Origin of the sequence: Halomonas sp. KX33721, assembly GCF_001596805.1 — a bacterium.
Lineage (GTDB): Bacteria > Pseudomonadota > Gammaproteobacteria > Pseudomonadales > Halomonadaceae > Vreelandella > Vreelandella aquamarina.
This window is the reverse complement of record NZ_LVIA01000016.1, coordinates 23,940-39,339: the sequence shown is the minus strand read 5'-3', so window position 1 is coordinate 39,339 and position 15,400 is coordinate 23,940. Positions and strand designations below refer to the sequence as shown.

General features: G+C 58.1%; 14 protein-coding genes and 1 pseudogene. 9 read left to right on the top strand and 6 right to left on the bottom strand.

Annotated features, from left to right (window positions below; translation table 11 throughout):
- Nucleotides 1-21 precede the first annotated feature (21 nt).
- Genes rsmA through A3220_RS06805 form a run of 4 tightly spaced genes read left to right on the top strand, consistent with a single transcriptional unit; the run spans nucleotide 22 to nucleotide 3,210 of the window.
- Nucleotides 22-870, top strand: coding sequence for a 16S rRNA (adenine(1518)-N(6)/adenine(1519)-N(6))-dimethyltransferase RsmA (rsmA, locus tag A3220_RS06820; protein ID WP_062361005.1), 849 nt, complete (start codon nucleotides 22-24; stop codon nucleotides 868-870).
- On the top strand, nucleotides 867-1,244 hold the full coding sequence (gene apaG / locus A3220_RS06815) for a Co2+/Mg2+ efflux protein ApaG (RefSeq protein ID WP_044629671.1): 378 nt from the start codon (nucleotides 867-869) through the stop codon (nucleotides 1,242-1,244). The genes rsmA and apaG overlap by 4 nt, the downstream gene beginning before the upstream one ends.
- A gap of 22 nt (nucleotides 1,245-1,266) precedes the next feature.
- The gene (locus A3220_RS06810; RefSeq protein ID WP_062373975.1) at nucleotides 1,267-2,082 is read left to right on the top strand and encodes a symmetrical bis(5'-nucleosyl)-tetraphosphatase; all 816 of its coding nucleotides are present in this window, start codon (nucleotides 1,267-1,269) and stop codon (nucleotides 2,080-2,082) included.
- The gene (locus tag A3220_RS06805; protein ID WP_062361010.1) at nucleotides 2,083-3,210 is read left to right on the top strand and encodes a polynucleotide adenylyltransferase; all 1,128 of its coding nucleotides are present in this window, start codon (nucleotides 2,083-2,085) and stop codon (nucleotides 3,208-3,210) included.
- Nucleotides 3,211-3,215: 5 nt separating this feature from the next.
- Here the strand turns inward: A3220_RS06805 and folK are convergent, their stop codons facing one another.
- Together folK and folB are read right to left on the bottom strand one after the other, a co-directional pair.
- Complete coding sequence (gene folK, locus A3220_RS06800; RefSeq protein ID WP_044629668.1) at nucleotides 3,216-3,761, bottom strand: 2-amino-4-hydroxy-6-hydroxymethyldihydropteridine diphosphokinase; 546 nt, start codon at nucleotides 3,759-3,761, stop codon at nucleotides 3,216-3,218.
- Nucleotides 3,758-4,138 (bottom strand): dihydroneopterin aldolase, encoded by a 381-nt coding sequence (gene folB / locus A3220_RS06795; protein WP_044629667.1) that lies wholly within the window; start codon nucleotides 4,136-4,138, stop codon nucleotides 3,758-3,760. Before folB ends, folK begins: the two co-directional genes overlap by 4 nt.
- A 101-nt stretch (nucleotides 4,139-4,239) precedes the next feature.
- Between folB and plsY the strand changes: the two are divergent.
- Nucleotides 4,240-4,808 (top strand): annotated as a pseudogene (gene plsY, locus A3220_RS06790) (glycerol-3-phosphate 1-O-acyltransferase PlsY).
- Nucleotides 4,809-4,845: 37 nt separating this feature from the next.
- Here plsY and tsaD read toward each other — a convergent pair.
- A complete protein-coding gene (tsaD, locus tag A3220_RS06785) occupies nucleotides 4,846-5,889 on the bottom strand; it encodes a tRNA (adenosine(37)-N6)-threonylcarbamoyltransferase complex transferase subunit TsaD (protein WP_062373973.1) in 1,044 nt (347 codons plus the stop codon).
- Nucleotides 5,890-6,089: 200 nt separating this feature from the next.
- Between tsaD and rpsU the strand changes: the two genes are divergently transcribed.
- From rpsU to rpoD, 3 genes are all read left to right on the top strand, one after another.
- Nucleotides 6,090-6,305, top strand: a complete 216-nt coding sequence (rpsU, locus tag A3220_RS06780; protein ID WP_016416934.1) for a 30S ribosomal protein S21 — start codon at nucleotides 6,090-6,092, stop codon at nucleotides 6,303-6,305.
- A 187-nt stretch (nucleotides 6,306-6,492) separates the two neighbouring features.
- Complete coding sequence (gene dnaG / locus A3220_RS06775) at nucleotides 6,493-8,352, top strand: DNA primase (RefSeq protein WP_062373969.1); 1,860 nt, start codon at nucleotides 6,493-6,495, stop codon at nucleotides 8,350-8,352.
- A gap of 235 nt (nucleotides 8,353-8,587) precedes the next feature.
- Nucleotides 8,588-10,435 (top strand): RNA polymerase sigma factor RpoD, encoded by a 1,848-nt coding sequence (gene rpoD / locus A3220_RS06770; protein ID WP_062373967.1) that lies wholly within the window; start codon nucleotides 8,588-8,590, stop codon nucleotides 10,433-10,435.
- Between the two features lie 109 nt (nucleotides 10,436-10,544).
- On the opposite strand, the gene A3220_RS06765 is transcribed toward rpoD, so the two are convergent.
- Together A3220_RS06765 and A3220_RS06760 are read right to left on the bottom strand one after the other, a co-directional pair.
- Nucleotides 10,545-12,116 (bottom strand): AbgT family transporter, encoded by a 1,572-nt coding sequence (locus tag A3220_RS06765; RefSeq protein ID WP_062373964.1) that lies wholly within the window; start codon nucleotides 12,114-12,116, stop codon nucleotides 10,545-10,547.
- A 177-nt stretch (nucleotides 12,117-12,293) separates the two neighbouring features.
- Nucleotides 12,294-12,935, bottom strand: coding sequence for a hypothetical protein (locus A3220_RS06760; RefSeq protein ID WP_062373961.1), 642 nt, complete (start codon nucleotides 12,933-12,935; stop codon nucleotides 12,294-12,296).
- 189 nt (nucleotides 12,936-13,124) lie between these two features.
- Here A3220_RS06760 and A3220_RS06755 point away from each other — a divergent pair, with 189 nt between their 5' ends.
- Nucleotides 13,125-14,492 (top strand): L-serine ammonia-lyase, encoded by a 1,368-nt coding sequence (locus tag A3220_RS06755; protein WP_062373957.1) that lies wholly within the window; start codon nucleotides 13,125-13,127, stop codon nucleotides 14,490-14,492.
- On the opposite strand, the gene A3220_RS06750 is transcribed toward A3220_RS06755, so the two are convergent.
- Nucleotides 14,489-15,376 (bottom strand): LysR family transcriptional regulator, encoded by an 888-nt coding sequence (locus A3220_RS06750; protein ID WP_054641524.1) that lies wholly within the window; start codon nucleotides 15,374-15,376, stop codon nucleotides 14,489-14,491. The two genes, A3220_RS06755 and A3220_RS06750, sit on opposite strands and share 4 nt — an antisense overlap.
- Nucleotides 15,377-15,400: the final 24 nt, after the last annotated feature.

Sequence of the window (15,400 nt, the reverse complement as noted above, 5' to 3'; positions counted from 1 at the left end):
CCCTCCAAGGAACACTGTTAGATGTCTCAAGTGCCTCAGCAGCACCGCGCTCGTAAACGTTTCGGTCAAAACTTTCTGCGGGATCTCGGTATTATTTCTCGTATCATCCGCGCCATTGGGCCACGTGAAGGTGACCGACTCGTTGAAATCGGCCCTGGGCAAGGGGCACTGACGGCGCCGCTGTTAGAGGCGACTGGCAAGCTGGAAGTAATCGAACTCGACCGCGACCTGATTCCTGGCCTACGGGTGCAGTTTTTCAACTACCCCGAGTTCGTGATTCACGAAGGCGACGCGCTGAAGTTCGATTTTGCCGAGCTGAAGGGCGATGGCCCGGCGCTGAGGGTAGTGGGTAACCTGCCTTACAACATCTCCACGCCTTTGATCGTGCATTTGCTGAGTATGGGCAGCGCCATCGCCGATATGCACTTCATGCTGCAAAAAGAGGTAGTGGAGCGCTTGGCCGCCGAGCCAGGCAGCACCGACTGGGGCCGTCTTTCCGTCATGGCGCAGTACTACTGCCAGGTAGACCATCTGTTCATCGTGCCGCCGGAAGCCTTTGTACCGCGTCCGAAGGTAGATTCCGCGATTGTGCGCTTAACGCCCCACGAACACCTGCCCCACACCGCCGATGACCCGACGCTGCTGTTCGAGCTGGTGAAGCTGGCCTTTGGCCAGCGGCGTAAAACCCTGCGGAATAACCTGAAAGGGCGGGTGAGTGCCGACACGTTGGAAGCGCTAGGCATTGACCCTGCACGGCGGCCGCAAACTCTAACCGTGGCGGAGTACGTGGCAATTGCCAACCAAGTAGCCGCCGATGAGGCGGCCAGCGCAGTGGCTAACGGTGATACTAAGGGGAGTGATGAGGCTTGAGCGGTTTAGACATTGAGGTGAGCGTCACGCCGGAGTTTCGTGACGCAGAGTCTAGTGACAGTGAATCCCGCTACGTGTTTAGCTACACGGTGACGGTTCATAACCAAAGCCCGCACAGCGTACAGCTAATGGCGCGTTACTGGAAAATCACCCAGGGCAGCGGCGACAGCCAAGAGGTGCGTGGCAAGGGCGTGGTGGGCCAGCAGCCGCTGATTGGCCCTGGCCAGCGTTTTCGTTATACCAGCCGGGCGATTTTGCAAACGCCGGTCGGTGTGATGGAGGGTGCCTACACCCTGCTTAATACGTATACCCAGCGGGCTTTTGATGTGCCCGTTTCGCCTTTTCGTCTAGCGGTGCCCCGTCAACTGCACTGAACTCTGTTAGCCGGGAATGCCCATGAGTATCTATGTCATTGGCGACCTGCACGGCTGCCATGTTGAATTTATTAGCCTGCTGGAAGCAATAGACTTTAACCCGACCCACGATACGCTCTGGCTGGTTGGGGATTTGATTAACCGTGGCCCAGGGTCGCTTGCCTGCCTGCAGGAAGCTAAAGCGCTGGGCAGTGCCGTGCGCTGTGTGCTCGGTAACCACGATTTTCACCTGCTGGTGGTCGCCCGCGGGGGCGGCAGGTTGAAGAAAAACGATACGCTGGACGATATTCTCGCCTCGCCCCAGCGGGAAGCGCTGCTGGATTGGCTGCAGAGCCAGCCTTTGGCGGTTCAAGAAGGCAATACGTTAATGACCCACGCCGGAGTGTTGCCGAGCTGGAGTGCTGAGCAGGCTCTGGCGCTGAGCGGTGAAGTTCAGGCGGCGCTACACAGTGAAAGCGCGGGTGCGTTTCTGACCCAGTTGTTTGGTAATCAGCCTGACCGTTTCCGGGAGGACTTGGAAGGCGTGGATCGCCTGCGCTGCATCGTTAACGTGTTTACCCGCATGCGCTTCATTGATGCGCAGGAGTGCCTCGATTTTGCCGCCAAAGAGGGGCTCGATAGCGCACCGACAGGCTTTGCCCCCTGGTTTCAATTTGCTCGTCAGGATGATCTGCAGGTCCTGTTTGGCCACTGGGCGGCGCTGGAAGGGCGCACGCCGCATGCGAAGATCAGCGTTCAAGGGCTGGATACCGGCTGCGTGTGGGGTGGCTCACTCACCGCGATGAACCTAGACACTGGTGAACGCACTAGCGTGCCGAGCCTGCAAGGAGGCCGTTAAGTGTTTCAACAGGATGCATTGACTCAAGGGCTTGACGTTTACCGGGTAGGCGGTGCAGTGCGGGATGCGCTGCTGGGCTGGCCAGTAGTGGACCACGACTGGGTGGTGGTGGGTGCCACACCGGAAGCGATGCGTCAGCGGGGCTTTAAACCCGTTGGCCGAGATTTTCCGGTGTTTTTGCACCCGCACACCGCGGAAGAGTATGCGCTGGCGCGCACGGAGCGTAAGTCCGGCCATGGCTACAGTGGTTTCGAGGTGTATGCCAGCCCCGATGTAACACTGGAAGAGGATCTCTCCCGGCGTGACCTAACGATCAATGCCATTGCCCAAGGGCCAGGCGGCCAACTGACAGACCCCTTTCACGGCCAGCAGGATATAGAGCAGCGCCTGCTGCGCCATGTATCGCCTGCGTTTAGCGAAGACCCGCTGCGGGTGCTGCGTACTGCGCGCTTTTTAGCCCGCTATGCTCACTTGGGTTTTACCATTGCCCCAGATACCCACACGCTGATGCGTGAAGTGAGCCAAAGCGGTGAGCTTGGCCACTTAGCCGCAGAGCGGGTGTGGATAGAAACCGAGAAAGCATTGGGTGAACCCAATCCTGAACAATATTTCACCACGCTAAACGAGTGCCAGGCGCTTGCCACTTGGTGGCCTGAGCTTGCCGAGGGCGAGACGTTGACTGCCGCGCTCGCTGAAATACCAAGCGCGCCTGAGACCTCGTCACCCGTGCTGGCCCACTGGCGCTATGCGCTATTGGTATCGGTGCTTAGTGATGAGCAGCGGGATGCGCTAGCGAGCAGGCTGCGGCTGCCCAACGCAGTAGCGCAGTTGGCTCGCCATACCGCGCTGACTAAAGCGTTGCTCAATGAACCGTTAAACGGCGAGCGAGTGTTGCACTGGCTGGAGCGGCTGGATGGCTGGCGTAAACCTGCCCAGGTAGCGGCGCAGCTGGCGCTTGTTAGTCGTCTGGCACCTGAGCGCCAAGCTGTGCTGCGCGCTGCGTGGCAGGCAGCGCAAGCGGTAAGCCCGCAAGCGCTGCTGAGCGAGGGGTATCGGGGAGCGGCATTAGGAGAAGCGCTGCGCCAGCATCGGCAGAGGGCGGTGGCAGGCGCGTTAGGCGAGGGGTAGTCGCGCTAGCGCGGCATCGCCGCACGAGGCTGCGGATCTGCTTGGGAAATCCAACGGCCCCGCCAGTGAAAATCAATCGCCCACAGGCGCTGGTCACCTAATGTGAAGCGCTTCCAGAGTGTAGCGTAGGATGTTTGGCAGGCGGGGTGGCGCTCGTTGGGTAACAGTTCAGCGAGTGGCTGGAGCACAAAGGCATTGCGGGTGATTTCCGCGCGGGGCAGGGCGACGCCATCAATCGTATCGCAGACACTGCCGACGGTCAGCAGGTCGATATCCAGAGCACGGGGGCTGTATTTAGCCATGTTGGGGGTGCGGCCATGATCAATCTCAAGCTGCTTAGACCACGCCTGGAGCTCACCCACCGACCAGTCGCTATCAAACGCCACCACTAAGTTGTAAAAGTTGCGGCTGTCCTTGAAACCTACGGGCTCGCTTTCAAAAATGCGCGATATCTGTAGGCGGCCAAACGTAGCTTCTAGAGCATCCAGGCAGAGGCGAATATGCGTGTCGGGATCAATGTTGCTGCCTAGACTGAGAGTTACCAGGCTCATAAGTTCGGGTCCTTGGTAGCCTCCGGCAGCGTACCGCGAGTGATTTCAAGACCAACGCTTGCCGCTTGAGGCACCGCGCCCGGCTTTCGGACGGTCATGCGCAGCCAGCTAATCGGGAATTCATGTTGCAAGCAGGCGGCGAGACGTTCAGCGAAGGTTTCTACCAAGGCGAACTGATGCTCATCGGCGAACTGCTGGATTCGCTGGCATATCGCGGCATAATCAAGCGTTAAGCGTAAATCATCCGTAGCGGCCGCTGGCCGAATATCCGTTGCCAGCGATAGATCCAGGCTCAGCGATTGCGTTATCGTGCGTTCCCAGTCGTAGACACCGATGACGGTGTCTACGGTGAGTGCTTCGATCAAAATGCGGTCCACAGGCCTTCCCCAGGGTCAACAAGCGGGCGATTGTACTTGAGGATGACCAGAAACGACAGTAAGGCAGCGGCGTTGGCCGCTAATGCCAGGGTGGGCAGGCCATGATATGGATAGTGATCGGCTATTTAAGCGGCAGTTGGCTGGCGGCAGTGAGCGTATGTCGGTGGGCCGGTGTGACGGATCCACGGTTTTGCGGCTCTTACAACCCAGGATTTTCGAACGTGCTCCGCCTGTATGGTCCAAGGCTCGCCGCGGCCACGCTGCTGCTCGATGCGTTAAAAGGGGTGCCTGCAGTGCTGGCTGCCAAGCTGCTGGCGCTGCCGGTATGGCTGCAGGGGCTTGTCGGCTTGGCTGTGCTGCTGGGACACAGCTACCCGATTTGGTTTAGCTTCCGTGGTGGAAAGTCGGTCTCCAGTGCGTTTGGCGTGTTGCTGGTATTGGTGCCCAGCGTGGCGCTGATCACGGCGCTTTGCTGGGCGCTACTCGCATGGCGTTTGCGTACCGCAGCGGCAGCCTCGCTTATTAGCGCGCTACTGGCCCCGCTGCTGTGCCTCTGGCTAGCCCCCGGCTACGTCAGCGTTGTAGGGGCTTTAGCCTGCTCGTATTGGCCCGCCATGGCCTCAATATTCGCCGCTTACGCCGTGGGGAAGAGCCGCCCCTACGCGGATAGCCCTACGCGGATAGCCCTACGCGGATAGGCGCGGGAGCTACCGTGGTGCTGTAAGCGTATCGAGCGGCCAGCGAGGGGTCGCCTGCATTATGCCGTTGTCATCACGCTCGCCGGCTGCCAAGCGCTGCGCACCGACATAGGCAATCATGGCGCCGTTGTCGGTACAAAAGCGCCCGCGAGGGTAATAAGCACGGGCTTGGCGCTTTTGGGTCTCCAGCGCTAGCCGTTCACGCAAGCGCGTATTGGCGCTCACGCCACCTGCCATAACAATGCGCTTTAGCCCGGTTTGGTCGAGCGCTCGGCGGCATTTGATCACCAGCGTATCCACCACGGCCTCTTCAAAGGCCCGGGCCACATCTGCTTTGGCCTGCTCATCCAGCTCGCCCGCTGCTTCTAACTGGCGAATCGCCGTCAGGGTATGGGTTTTTAAACCGGAGAAACTAAAATCCAGCCCCGGACGATCAGTCATTGGGCGCGGAAAACGAAAGCGCGTCGGGTCGCCCTGTTCGGCAAGCTTTGCGACCAGCGGGCCGCCTGGATAAGCAAGGCCGAGCATTTTGGCGGCCTTGTCGAAAGCCTCCCCGGCGGCGTCATCCACCGACTCCCCCAGCAGTTGGTAGTGCCCTAACCCCTGTACTTCGACTAGCTGAGTGTGGCCGCCCGAGACCAGAAGGGCCACGAACGGGAACTCCGGCGCGTCATCTTCCAGCATCGGGGCGAGCAGGTGGCCCTCCATGTGGTGAACGCCCAGCACCGGTATGTTCAGAGCTTTGGCCATGCCGTGAGCGGTGCTAGCGCCCACCATCAAGGCACCAACTAAGCCTGGTCCGGCAGTGTAGGCGATACCGTCCAGGTCTTGACGGGTGAGGTTGGCATCCTTCAATACTTGCTCAATTAGCGGCAATAGCTTGCGGGTGTGATCCCGAGAGGCCAGCTCAGGCACGACGCCGCCATACTCCGCATGCATGGCGATTTGGCTATACAGCGCATCGGACAGCAGACCCTGTCCACCGGTGAACGCGGTATCGTAAATAGCGACGCCAGTTTCATCGCAAGACGTTTCAATGCCCAGTACGCGCATGGCAAAAGAACTCGTGTAGGTGGTAAGGCAGAGGTTTAAAACCGGCTAGTCTAGCATTATGGCAGTAGAGGGGCGTAAGCATTTGCAAAGATCGCCAACCGCGACTAGACTACTGTGCGCTGTAAAACTGGGTCGTACACCGTTGTGTTCGGTGTGCGAACTATCCGAACTCAAGACTCCTTAAGGTAGGTGAGTGCTTAATGCCTTCTGTAAAAGTACGTGATAACGAGCCGTTTGACGTCGCCCTGCGTCGCTTCAAGCGTTCTTGCGAAAAAGCTGGCGTTCTCTCTGAAGTACGTCGTCGCGAGCACTACGAGAAGCCGACTGCTGAGCGTAAACGCAAAGCGGCCGCTGCCGTAAAACGTCACGCCAAGAAGTTGCAGCGTGAGCGTAAGCGTTTCGAACGGCTCTATTGATCCGTACCTGGAGAGAGCCAGAGCAGTTGGCTGGTTGTCTCAAGAGGGATGCCAAGCGGCCGCCACTAGGTGGCCGTTTGTTTTTCGTTCTGTGATGTGTGTTTTGCGCGGTTTAAGGTGATCAGGCGCGCTGTCTGATGACGTTAGACTCGCCCATTAGCGCTTCGCGCGAGGATGCCCGCAGTTCATGGCAGGCCAAATTCCACAGCGTTTCATTGACGATCTGCTCGGCCGCGTTGACGTGGTGGAGGTTGTCGGCGAGCGCGTGCAGCTCAAGAAAGCGGGTCGTAACTTCTCCGGTTTGTGTCCTTTCCATCAAGAAAAAACGCCGTCGTTTACGGTGAGTGCCGATAAACAGTTCTACCACTGTTTTGGCTGTGGCGCTCATGGCAACGCGCTGCGCTTTTTGATGGAGTACGACAAGCTGCCGTTCCCCGAGGCGGTAGAGCAGTTGGCCGGGCGTTTAGGTCTCGATGTTCCCCGTGAGGGAGCGGATGACCCGCGTGCTCAGCAGCGCGAGAAAAAGCGTAAAGAGGGCGTCAACCTGCTGGAAGTGGCCGCCAGCTTCTACCGTGAGCGGCTGAAAATGCAGGAGGGTCAAAGTGCTCAGCGCTACCTGCAGGGCCGTGGACTGTCGCCAGAGGTCATCGACACCTATGGTATTGGTTATGCACCGGGTGGCTGGGAGGCGCTCAAGCAGCATCTGTCGGCAAAAGGGATCGGCGAGCCGGTACAGGTCGAGTACGGACTGCTGATCCACCGCGAAGACACTGGGCGCACCTACGATCGTTTTCGCGACCGAGTGATGTTTCCCATCCGCGACTTGCGTGGCCGTACCCTAGGCTTTGGCGGCCGGGTCATGGGGGATGAACAGCCCAAATATCTTAATTCACCAGAAACGCCTGTCTTTCATAAAGGGCGCGAGCTATATGGTTTGTACGAGGCGCGTCAAGCGTCTAGCAAACTTGAGCAGTTGGTGATGGTCGAAGGCTATATGGACGTGGTGGCGCTGGCTCAGTTCGGCATTCATAACGCCGTCGCCACCTTGGGAACTGCCACCACGGAAGACCACTTAAGCCGCCTGTTTCGTTTGGTGAGCCGAGTAGTGTTTTGCTTTGACGGTGACCGTGCTGGCCGTCAGGCGGCAAGCCGCGCCTTGGAAACGGCGCTGCCGCAAATGATTGATGGACGTGAGGCGCGTTTCCTATTTCTGCCCGATGGCGATGACCCTGATTCACTGGTGCGTCGCGAGGGTAGCGAAGCATTTCAGGATCGTGTGACCTGTGCGATGCCGCTCTCGGAGTTTCTCTTTGAGCAGGCCGCCCAGGGGCGTGACTTGAACACGGTGGAAGGGCGCGAGCGTTTTGCCACCCAGGTGCTAGAGGCATTGAACAAAGTGCCTGAAGGCATGCTCAAATCGCTACTGCTTGAATCACTGGCAAAGCGTAGCGGGCTGGCGCAGTCGCAGTTGCAGGCGCTGTTAGATAGGCGCACGGCAGATGCCGCTGCAAAAGCGTTGCCGCAGTGGGGGCCTGTTGAGGAGCCAGCCGCTGAAATGGTGCCAGAGCAGGCGCTGCCTCGCTCGGCGGCACGTGGCCGCCGCCAAGGGGCAAGGCTGCAAACGCTCTCTACGGTGAGTCGTATTGTGCAACTGCTGCTTCATGAGCCGCGTTTGGTGGCGTCGCTACCCGAATCGCTGGATTGGCTGCCAGAAAATAGTGAAGAGGCGCCGCTGTGCCGCGCTTTAATCGAGCTGCTGCGCGCCGGACGCTATCGCAGTCCGCAGGTGGTGTTAGCGCATTTTCAGGGTAGTCATGAGGGGCAGATCTTAGCAGAGCTGGCGCAGCGGGAACTGCTGATTCCTAAGAGTACAAGGGAAGCAGAGCTAAGCGGGCTGGTAGAGCATTTGGTCGAGAAGCAGCGTAAGCGTTCGCCCCAGGAAGAGTACGATGCGCTGTTGGCATTAGAGCGTTCTGGCCAGAAGCTGGATAAAGCTCAGCGGCAGCGGTTGGCGAGTCTGATGATGGAGCTAATTCAGCGCACATGAGGGCGTCAAACCAAAGCAATTCGCACAGTGGGGTTGAATTAACAAGCTTCAGCACCACATACAGGGTTAGTCGCCAGGCGCTGGCCTAACCGAACAACCTAACACACCTGAATGACCGCGCAAATACGTTTCGCTGGAAAAAATCCCGTTATTTACGCTATACTGTTCGGCTTGTTGAGTTTAATCGATTCAGCGCCCCAGGTGTTTCATTCTTCTTCGTCGAGATAGGGTTTCTATGGCTGGAAATGCGCAGCAGCAGTCACGTCTGAAGGAGTTGATCGCGCGCGGCAAGGAGCAGGGCTACCTGACCTATGCCGAGGTCAACGACCATCTACCCGAGGATATCGCCGACCCGGATCAAGTGGAAGACATCATTGGCATGATCAACGACATGGGTATCAGTGTCGTTGAGGAAGCGCCAGATGAAGACACTTTGATGATGTCGGATCACTCCACGGACGAGTCCGCTGCGGAAGAGGCCGTTGCGGCACTCGCCGCCGTGGAAAGCGACGTAGGTCGCACCACCGACCCCGTGCGCATGTACATGCGTGAAATGGGAACGGTTGAGCTTTTGACCCGCGAAGGCGAAATCGAAATCGCCAAGCGGATCGAAGAAGGCACGCGGGAAGTGATGTCCGCACTGGCGTATTTGCCGGGCGCGGTCGCGTCGATCCTCGAAGCCTACGACGCCACTCAGGACGAAGAAGCGCCTGGGCGCTTGTCCGATCTTTTCTCTGGTTTCATCGACCCCGACGAAGGTATCCCCGGGGTTGCCGAAGCAGAAACGCCGGAGCCTGACGTCGATACCGAGCTGAGCGACGATGACGATATCGATAGCGATGACGAAGAAGACACCAGCGCCAGCGAAGGCGGTCCAGATCCAGAAGAAGCCAAAGCGCGTTTCGAGCAGATTCGTGAGCAGAACGCGGCGGTGGAAGCCGCGCTAGCTAAACACGGTCGTGGTAGCTCCGAATTGAAATTCGAACAGGAGCGCCTCGCCGAGCTGTTCTCGCCGATCAAGCTGGTGCCGAAGCACTTCGAGCGACTGGTAGGCCAAGTGCGGATCAGCGTCGAGCAGGTGCGTGCCCAAGAAAAAGCGGTCATGCAGCTGTGCGTCAAGAAAGCCAAGGTGCCGCGCAAGACGTTCATCAAGTCGTTCCCGGGCCACGAGTCGGATCCGACGTGGCTGGACGCCTTCCAAGAAGCGCATCCCAAGTACGCTGACCGCTTAGAGCCACTGCGTGCCGATATCGCCCGTTCTCAGCGCAAGATTGCCTTCGAAGAGGACATGGTGCAGCTCTCGGTAGCCGATCTGAAAGAGGTCAACCGCAAGCTGTCGATTGGCGAAGCGAAAGCACGTCGTGCCAAGAAAGAGATGGTCGAGGCGAACTTGCGCTTGGTGATCTCGATTGCCAAGAAGTACACCAACCGTGGCCTGCAGTTCCTGGACCTGATCCAGGAAGGCAACATCGGCTTGATGAAGGCGGTGGACAAGTTCGAATACCGTCGTGGCTACAAGTTCTCGACCTACGCGACATGGTGGATTCGTCAGGCCATCACTCGCTCGATTGCCGATCAGGCGCGTACCATTCGCATCCCGGTACACATGATTGAGACGATCAACAAGCTCAACCGCGTCTCCCGTCAAATGCTGCAAGAGATGGGGCGCGAGCCGACGCCGGAAGAGCTGGGCGAGCGTCTGGAAATGCCCGAAGACAAGGTACGTAAGGTGCTTAAAATTGCCAAAGAGCCGATCTCCATGGAGACGCCGATTGGTGATGACGACGATTCGCACCTGGGGGATTTCATTGAGGACGGCACCATGCTGCTGCCGATCGATATGGCCACCGGCGAAGGCTTGATCGAAGCGACCCGCAACGTGCTGGGTGGTTTGACTGCCCGCGAAGCGAAAGTCCTGCGTATGCGTTTCGGTATCGACATGAACACCGACCACACGTTGGAAGAGGTGGGCAAACAGTTTGACGTCACCCGTGAGCGGATTCGTCAGATCGAGGCCAAAGCGCTGCGCAAGCTGCGTCACCCCAGCCGCTCAGAACCGCTTCGTTCGTTCCTAGACGAGTAAAGCCGCGAGTAGTGAAGAGTGAGTGGTGAAATAGAGTCGCCACGAAGACCGAAAAGCCCGCCGTTCTCTGAACGGCGGGCTTTTCGGTTTATGTTATGCCGTTTAAAGCTTAGAGCGTGTAGTAAGTGGCAGAGCCTGGACCAACCGGCAAGCCAAGAATAAACACCCAGATAAAGAACAGCATGCTCCAACCGATCAGCATGAACAGCGTGTAAGGCAGCATGAGAGCGACCAGCGTGCCGATGCCCATGTCGTTACGATAACGGGTCGCCACTGCGAGAATCAGGCCAAAGTAGCTCATCATGGGCGTAATCAGGTTGGTGACGGAATCGCCGATCCTATACGCCGCCTGAATGACTTCGGGCGCGTAACCCATCAGCATCAGCATGGGCACAAAAATCGGCGCGGTGACCGCCCACTGCGCCGACGCGCTACCCAGCGACAGGTTCACGAAGGCGCACATTAGGATGAACAGCGCAAACAGGCCAGGGCCGCGCAAGCCAAGGGAGTCCAGCAGATCAGCGCCCGCCACGGCGGTCACGGTGCCAAAGTTGCTCCAGTTGAATAGTGCAACGAATTGGGCGGCAAAGAACACCAGCACAATATAGAGCCCCAGGCTGCTCATGCTTTTGGCCATGGCATCGACGATATCGCGATCGTTTTGCATGGTGCCCGCGAGTCGACCATAGACAAAGCCCAGCACGGTGAAGGCAATGGCGACGATAACCACAATGCCGCGCAGGAAGGGTGAGCCGCTCACAAGGCCCGTCTCCGGGTTCCGCAGAATGCCACTTTCTGGCACTACCATCACAGCGACCAGCGCAATGAGGGCCAGGGTGGCTAAGCCGGTACCTTTTAGTGCCCGCTTTTCAGTGGGCGTCAGGCCCTCCATACGGTTCTGGTCGATATCGCTATCCGCATAGGCGGAGTCAAACTTGCCAAGCTTAGGTTCCACAATGCGTTCGGTGACCAAGCCGCCAATGAGAGTCACAAAGAAGGTGCTGGCAAACATAAAGAACCAGTTGGCTTCAGCCCCGACTGAATAGGTAGGGTCGAGCAACCGTGCCGCTTCCTGGGTAATGCCAGAGAGCAGCGGGTCGACGGTGCCAATCAATAAGTTGGCGCTGTAGCCGCCGGAGACGCCACAAAACGCCGCCGCCAGGCCCGCTAGCGGGTGCCGACCTAAGGAATGAAAGATCATCGCTGCTAGCGGAATCAGTACCACATAGCCAAGCTCGGCGGCCATGTTCGACATGATTCCGGCAAACACCACTGCATAGGTGACGATGCGTGGTGAACGGTTAAGCACTAGTGCGCGCATGCTAGCGGACAACAAGCCAGAGTGTTCGGCAACTCCCACCCCTAGCATGGCCACTAGTACCGTGCCCAGGGGCGCAAAGCTGGTGAAGTTAGTCACCATTTCGGTAACCAGGCGGCGTAGACCTTCCGCGTTTAAGAGTGAGTTCACTGCAATCCACTCGCCCTCATTGGCGGGGCGCGGGTCAGCGACTGAAACGCCAAGCGCTGCCGCAATGCCGCTCGCCACAACGACCAGTACGCAGAGAATGGCAAATAGTGTGACCGGGTGCGGCAGCAGATTACCTAGCCACTCGACGCTATCGAGAAAGCGGGTAAATGCTCCGCGTTTTAGGTTTTCTTCGCGATTTTGTGAGTTTGTCATAAGATTTATATCGTTGATAGGTTATTTTTCAGCAAAAATGCCCATGTAGGTTTGGTGGCTGACACTACGTTGATAATGCAAGCGGCGCAAATGGCTTTACGTATAGGGAGATGTAAAAAATGAAACACCGCTGACGCGGGGCGTCAGCGGTGTTTGGCTGGGGGGATAAGTGATTGGTTAAGGCGTTTGCCGTGCGCGATGGATGCGTCGTGCGAGAAAGAGAAGCTCGATGGTGGCAAACAGAATCAAGCTGTAGCCGAGTAGTTCGATGGCCTCTTCGGCAATGTCTTTGAAGTCACGGATATAGTGCTCTTGCAACACGGCTCGCCAAAAATCTTGGCGTCCATAAAGGCGAGAAAAGATATAGGTGACCAGCACGCCTGCCGCAAATAGGCCAAACGAGAAGGTGTTGCTGTAGTGGCGAAACTCTTCCAAAAACCGCTGGCGGTGAAAGATGACCCAGCCAAGACTGGGGAGCACGATCAGCGCGACGAGATATTTCCAGGTGTCTTCCGCCACGTAGTGATCGAGAAAGTAGTCCTGCTCACGCACGAGCGATGCGCCGATAAACGCCAGCAGCAGCGTGACGGTGGGCCATACGTTCAATACGTGGCGAATATAGATCAGTAGCGCGCAGCAGCTTGCCAATACCAAGGTTTGGGTGAATTCGGTAAAACCAAGCTCGGTATAGCGCACCTCGGGCAGGTAAAGCACTTCCAGGTAACCGCCTTGGGCGATACCGCCGATGGCGAGCGTGTACAGAGTGGCACGAAGTAGCGCGGTGCGAAAGCTAATCGCCCAGGGGGGAGATGGTGACATACCAGTGCCCTTATCGGAGATAAAATGTTACGGGAGGCAAACAAACATGCAGGGGTGAATGTTAATTATATCGTCACATTTCTATGCTCGCACGTCTAACTAGCTGAGAATTGCTCGACGGCTAGCCGGTTAGGCTACAAAGTAGCGCTACAAGAAGCGTAATAATTACCTCTAGGGGCAGGCACTTTTATGGCAATTAGTGTGTTTGATCTGTTTCGGATTGGCATTGGCCCATCCAGCTCACATACCGTTGGGCCCATGCGGGCAGCGCGAGATTTCGTCATGGCGCTGACAGCGCCCAATATCAGCCGTGTGGTGGTAAGGCTGCACGGCTCGCTGGCAGCGACTGGTGTCGGTCACGGCACTGATAATGCCGTGGTGATGGGGTTGATGGGCGAGACGCCAGAGGCGGTTGACCTTGATACTATCGCCGAGCGCTTAGCCGCATTGGATAACAGCGAGCCATTGAGGCTTCCCAACGGCCAAGCGCTAGCGTTTCAGCGCGCACGTGATATCGAATGGGATGAGGCCTGCCTGCCGTTTCATCCTAACGCCATGGTACTCACGGCGTATGAAGGCGATACGGTGATCAGTACGAACACCTATTACTCCCTGGGCGGTGGATTTTATGTGGACCAGGCCTGCGCTGACCGAGGCGGGCTGGATGAAGACAAAACAGCGTTGCCTTATCCCTTTGAGTCAGCAAATGAGTTACTGACACTGTGCCAGCAGCACGGCCTAAGCATCAGCGAGCTGATGTTAGAAAACGAGAAAGCTTGGCGTAGCGAAGCCGCGATACGTGACGAATTACTCACCATCTGGCACGCCATGCGCCAGAGCATTGATAATGGCCTGGAGGCCACCGGGCGCCTACCGGGCGGCTTAAATGTCCGCCGCCGCGCCCATTCACTGCATCAGCAACTGCTCTCGCCGCCCGACAATCAGCGCCTGATTGTGACCAGTTTTACCGTGATGGACTGGGTCAACCTGTTTGCGCTAGCAGTGAATGAAGAAAATGCCGCTGGTAAGCGAATGGTGACCGCGCCTACCAACGGTGCCGCGGGTATCGTGCCCGCCGTGCTGGCGTACTATCTAAAGTTCGAGCCGGACGCCTGCGATGCCGATGTAGTGAATTTTTTGCTGACTGCCGGTGCCATGGGCATTCTATGCAAAAAGAACGCTTCAATTTCCGGCGCTGAAGTAGGCTGTCAGGGGGAGGTGGGCTCTGCCTGCGCCATGGCGGCGGCCGGGCTGGCCGAAGTGCTGGGCGGTACGCCGCGGCAGGTAGAAAACGCTGCGGAAATTGGCCTGGAGCATAACTTGGGGCTGACCTGCGACCCAGTGGCAGGACTCGTCCAGGTGCCCTGTATCGAGCGCAACGCGATTGCGTCTGTCAAGGCGATTAATGCCGCCCGCATGGCGTTACACGGTGACGGCGACCACTTTGTCTCGCTGGATAAGGTGATCCGCACCATGCGCGATACCGGTCGCGATATGCAGGATAAGTACAAAGAGACCTCGAAAGGTGGTCTCGCAGTCAATGCCATCGAATGCTAATGAGCGGGTAACAGAGTGTCGATATGGTCGACCAAATGGTCGACCAACTGACGAATCTTGGGCGATAAGTGGCGGTGGCGCGGGTAGACCGCCCACACCGCCGTGTCGTGGTGTTGGAACGGCTCCAGCACCGACACTAACTCTCCACTGGCCAGATAAGGCGCCACGTAGTAATCCGGCAGCTGGGCGAGCCCCAGCCCTTTGAGGGCGGCATCCAGCAGGGCAGGCCCCGAGTTGCTGCTCCAGCACCCCTCTACCTTGACCTCTCGCCGCTGACCGTGCACTTCGAACAGCCAGTTGGGGCGCGACCCCAGCAGGCAGCGGTGTTGGCTCAGCTCGCCCAGCGTGTGGGGACGGGGCGCCTGACGAAAATAGGCCTGTGAGCCCACCACGTATTCGCGGCGTCCGCACAGCCGCCGGGCAATCAGGCTGGAGTCTTTCAACACCCCCATGCGAATGGCGATGTCGAAACCCTCTTCGATCAACTCCACCGGGCGATTGGTGAAGTGCATGTGTACTTCGAGCTGAGGGTGCAGGCGCTGGAAGTCATTGACTAGCGGGGCAACGTAGCGCTCGCCGAAAGTCGTTGCCGAGGTCAGTTTTAGTAGCCCATGGGGTTTGGCCTGCAGCTCGCTGATCGCCTGCTCGGCATCACGCAGCCCATCGAACAAATGGCGGCAGTGCTCCGCGTACAAGGCCCCAGCATCGGTCAGCCGAATCTGCCGTGTGGTGCGGTAGAGTAGCTGCACGCCTAGCTGGTTCTCTAGCTGGCTGACCAAACGGCTGATATGCGAGGTAGAGACTTTGAGGTGTCGAGCGGCGGCGGAAAAGGTGCCCAGCCTGACCACCTCGACGAAGGCTTCGATACGATCCCAGCGCTGCATGGCGAACCCTTAATGAAAGAGATT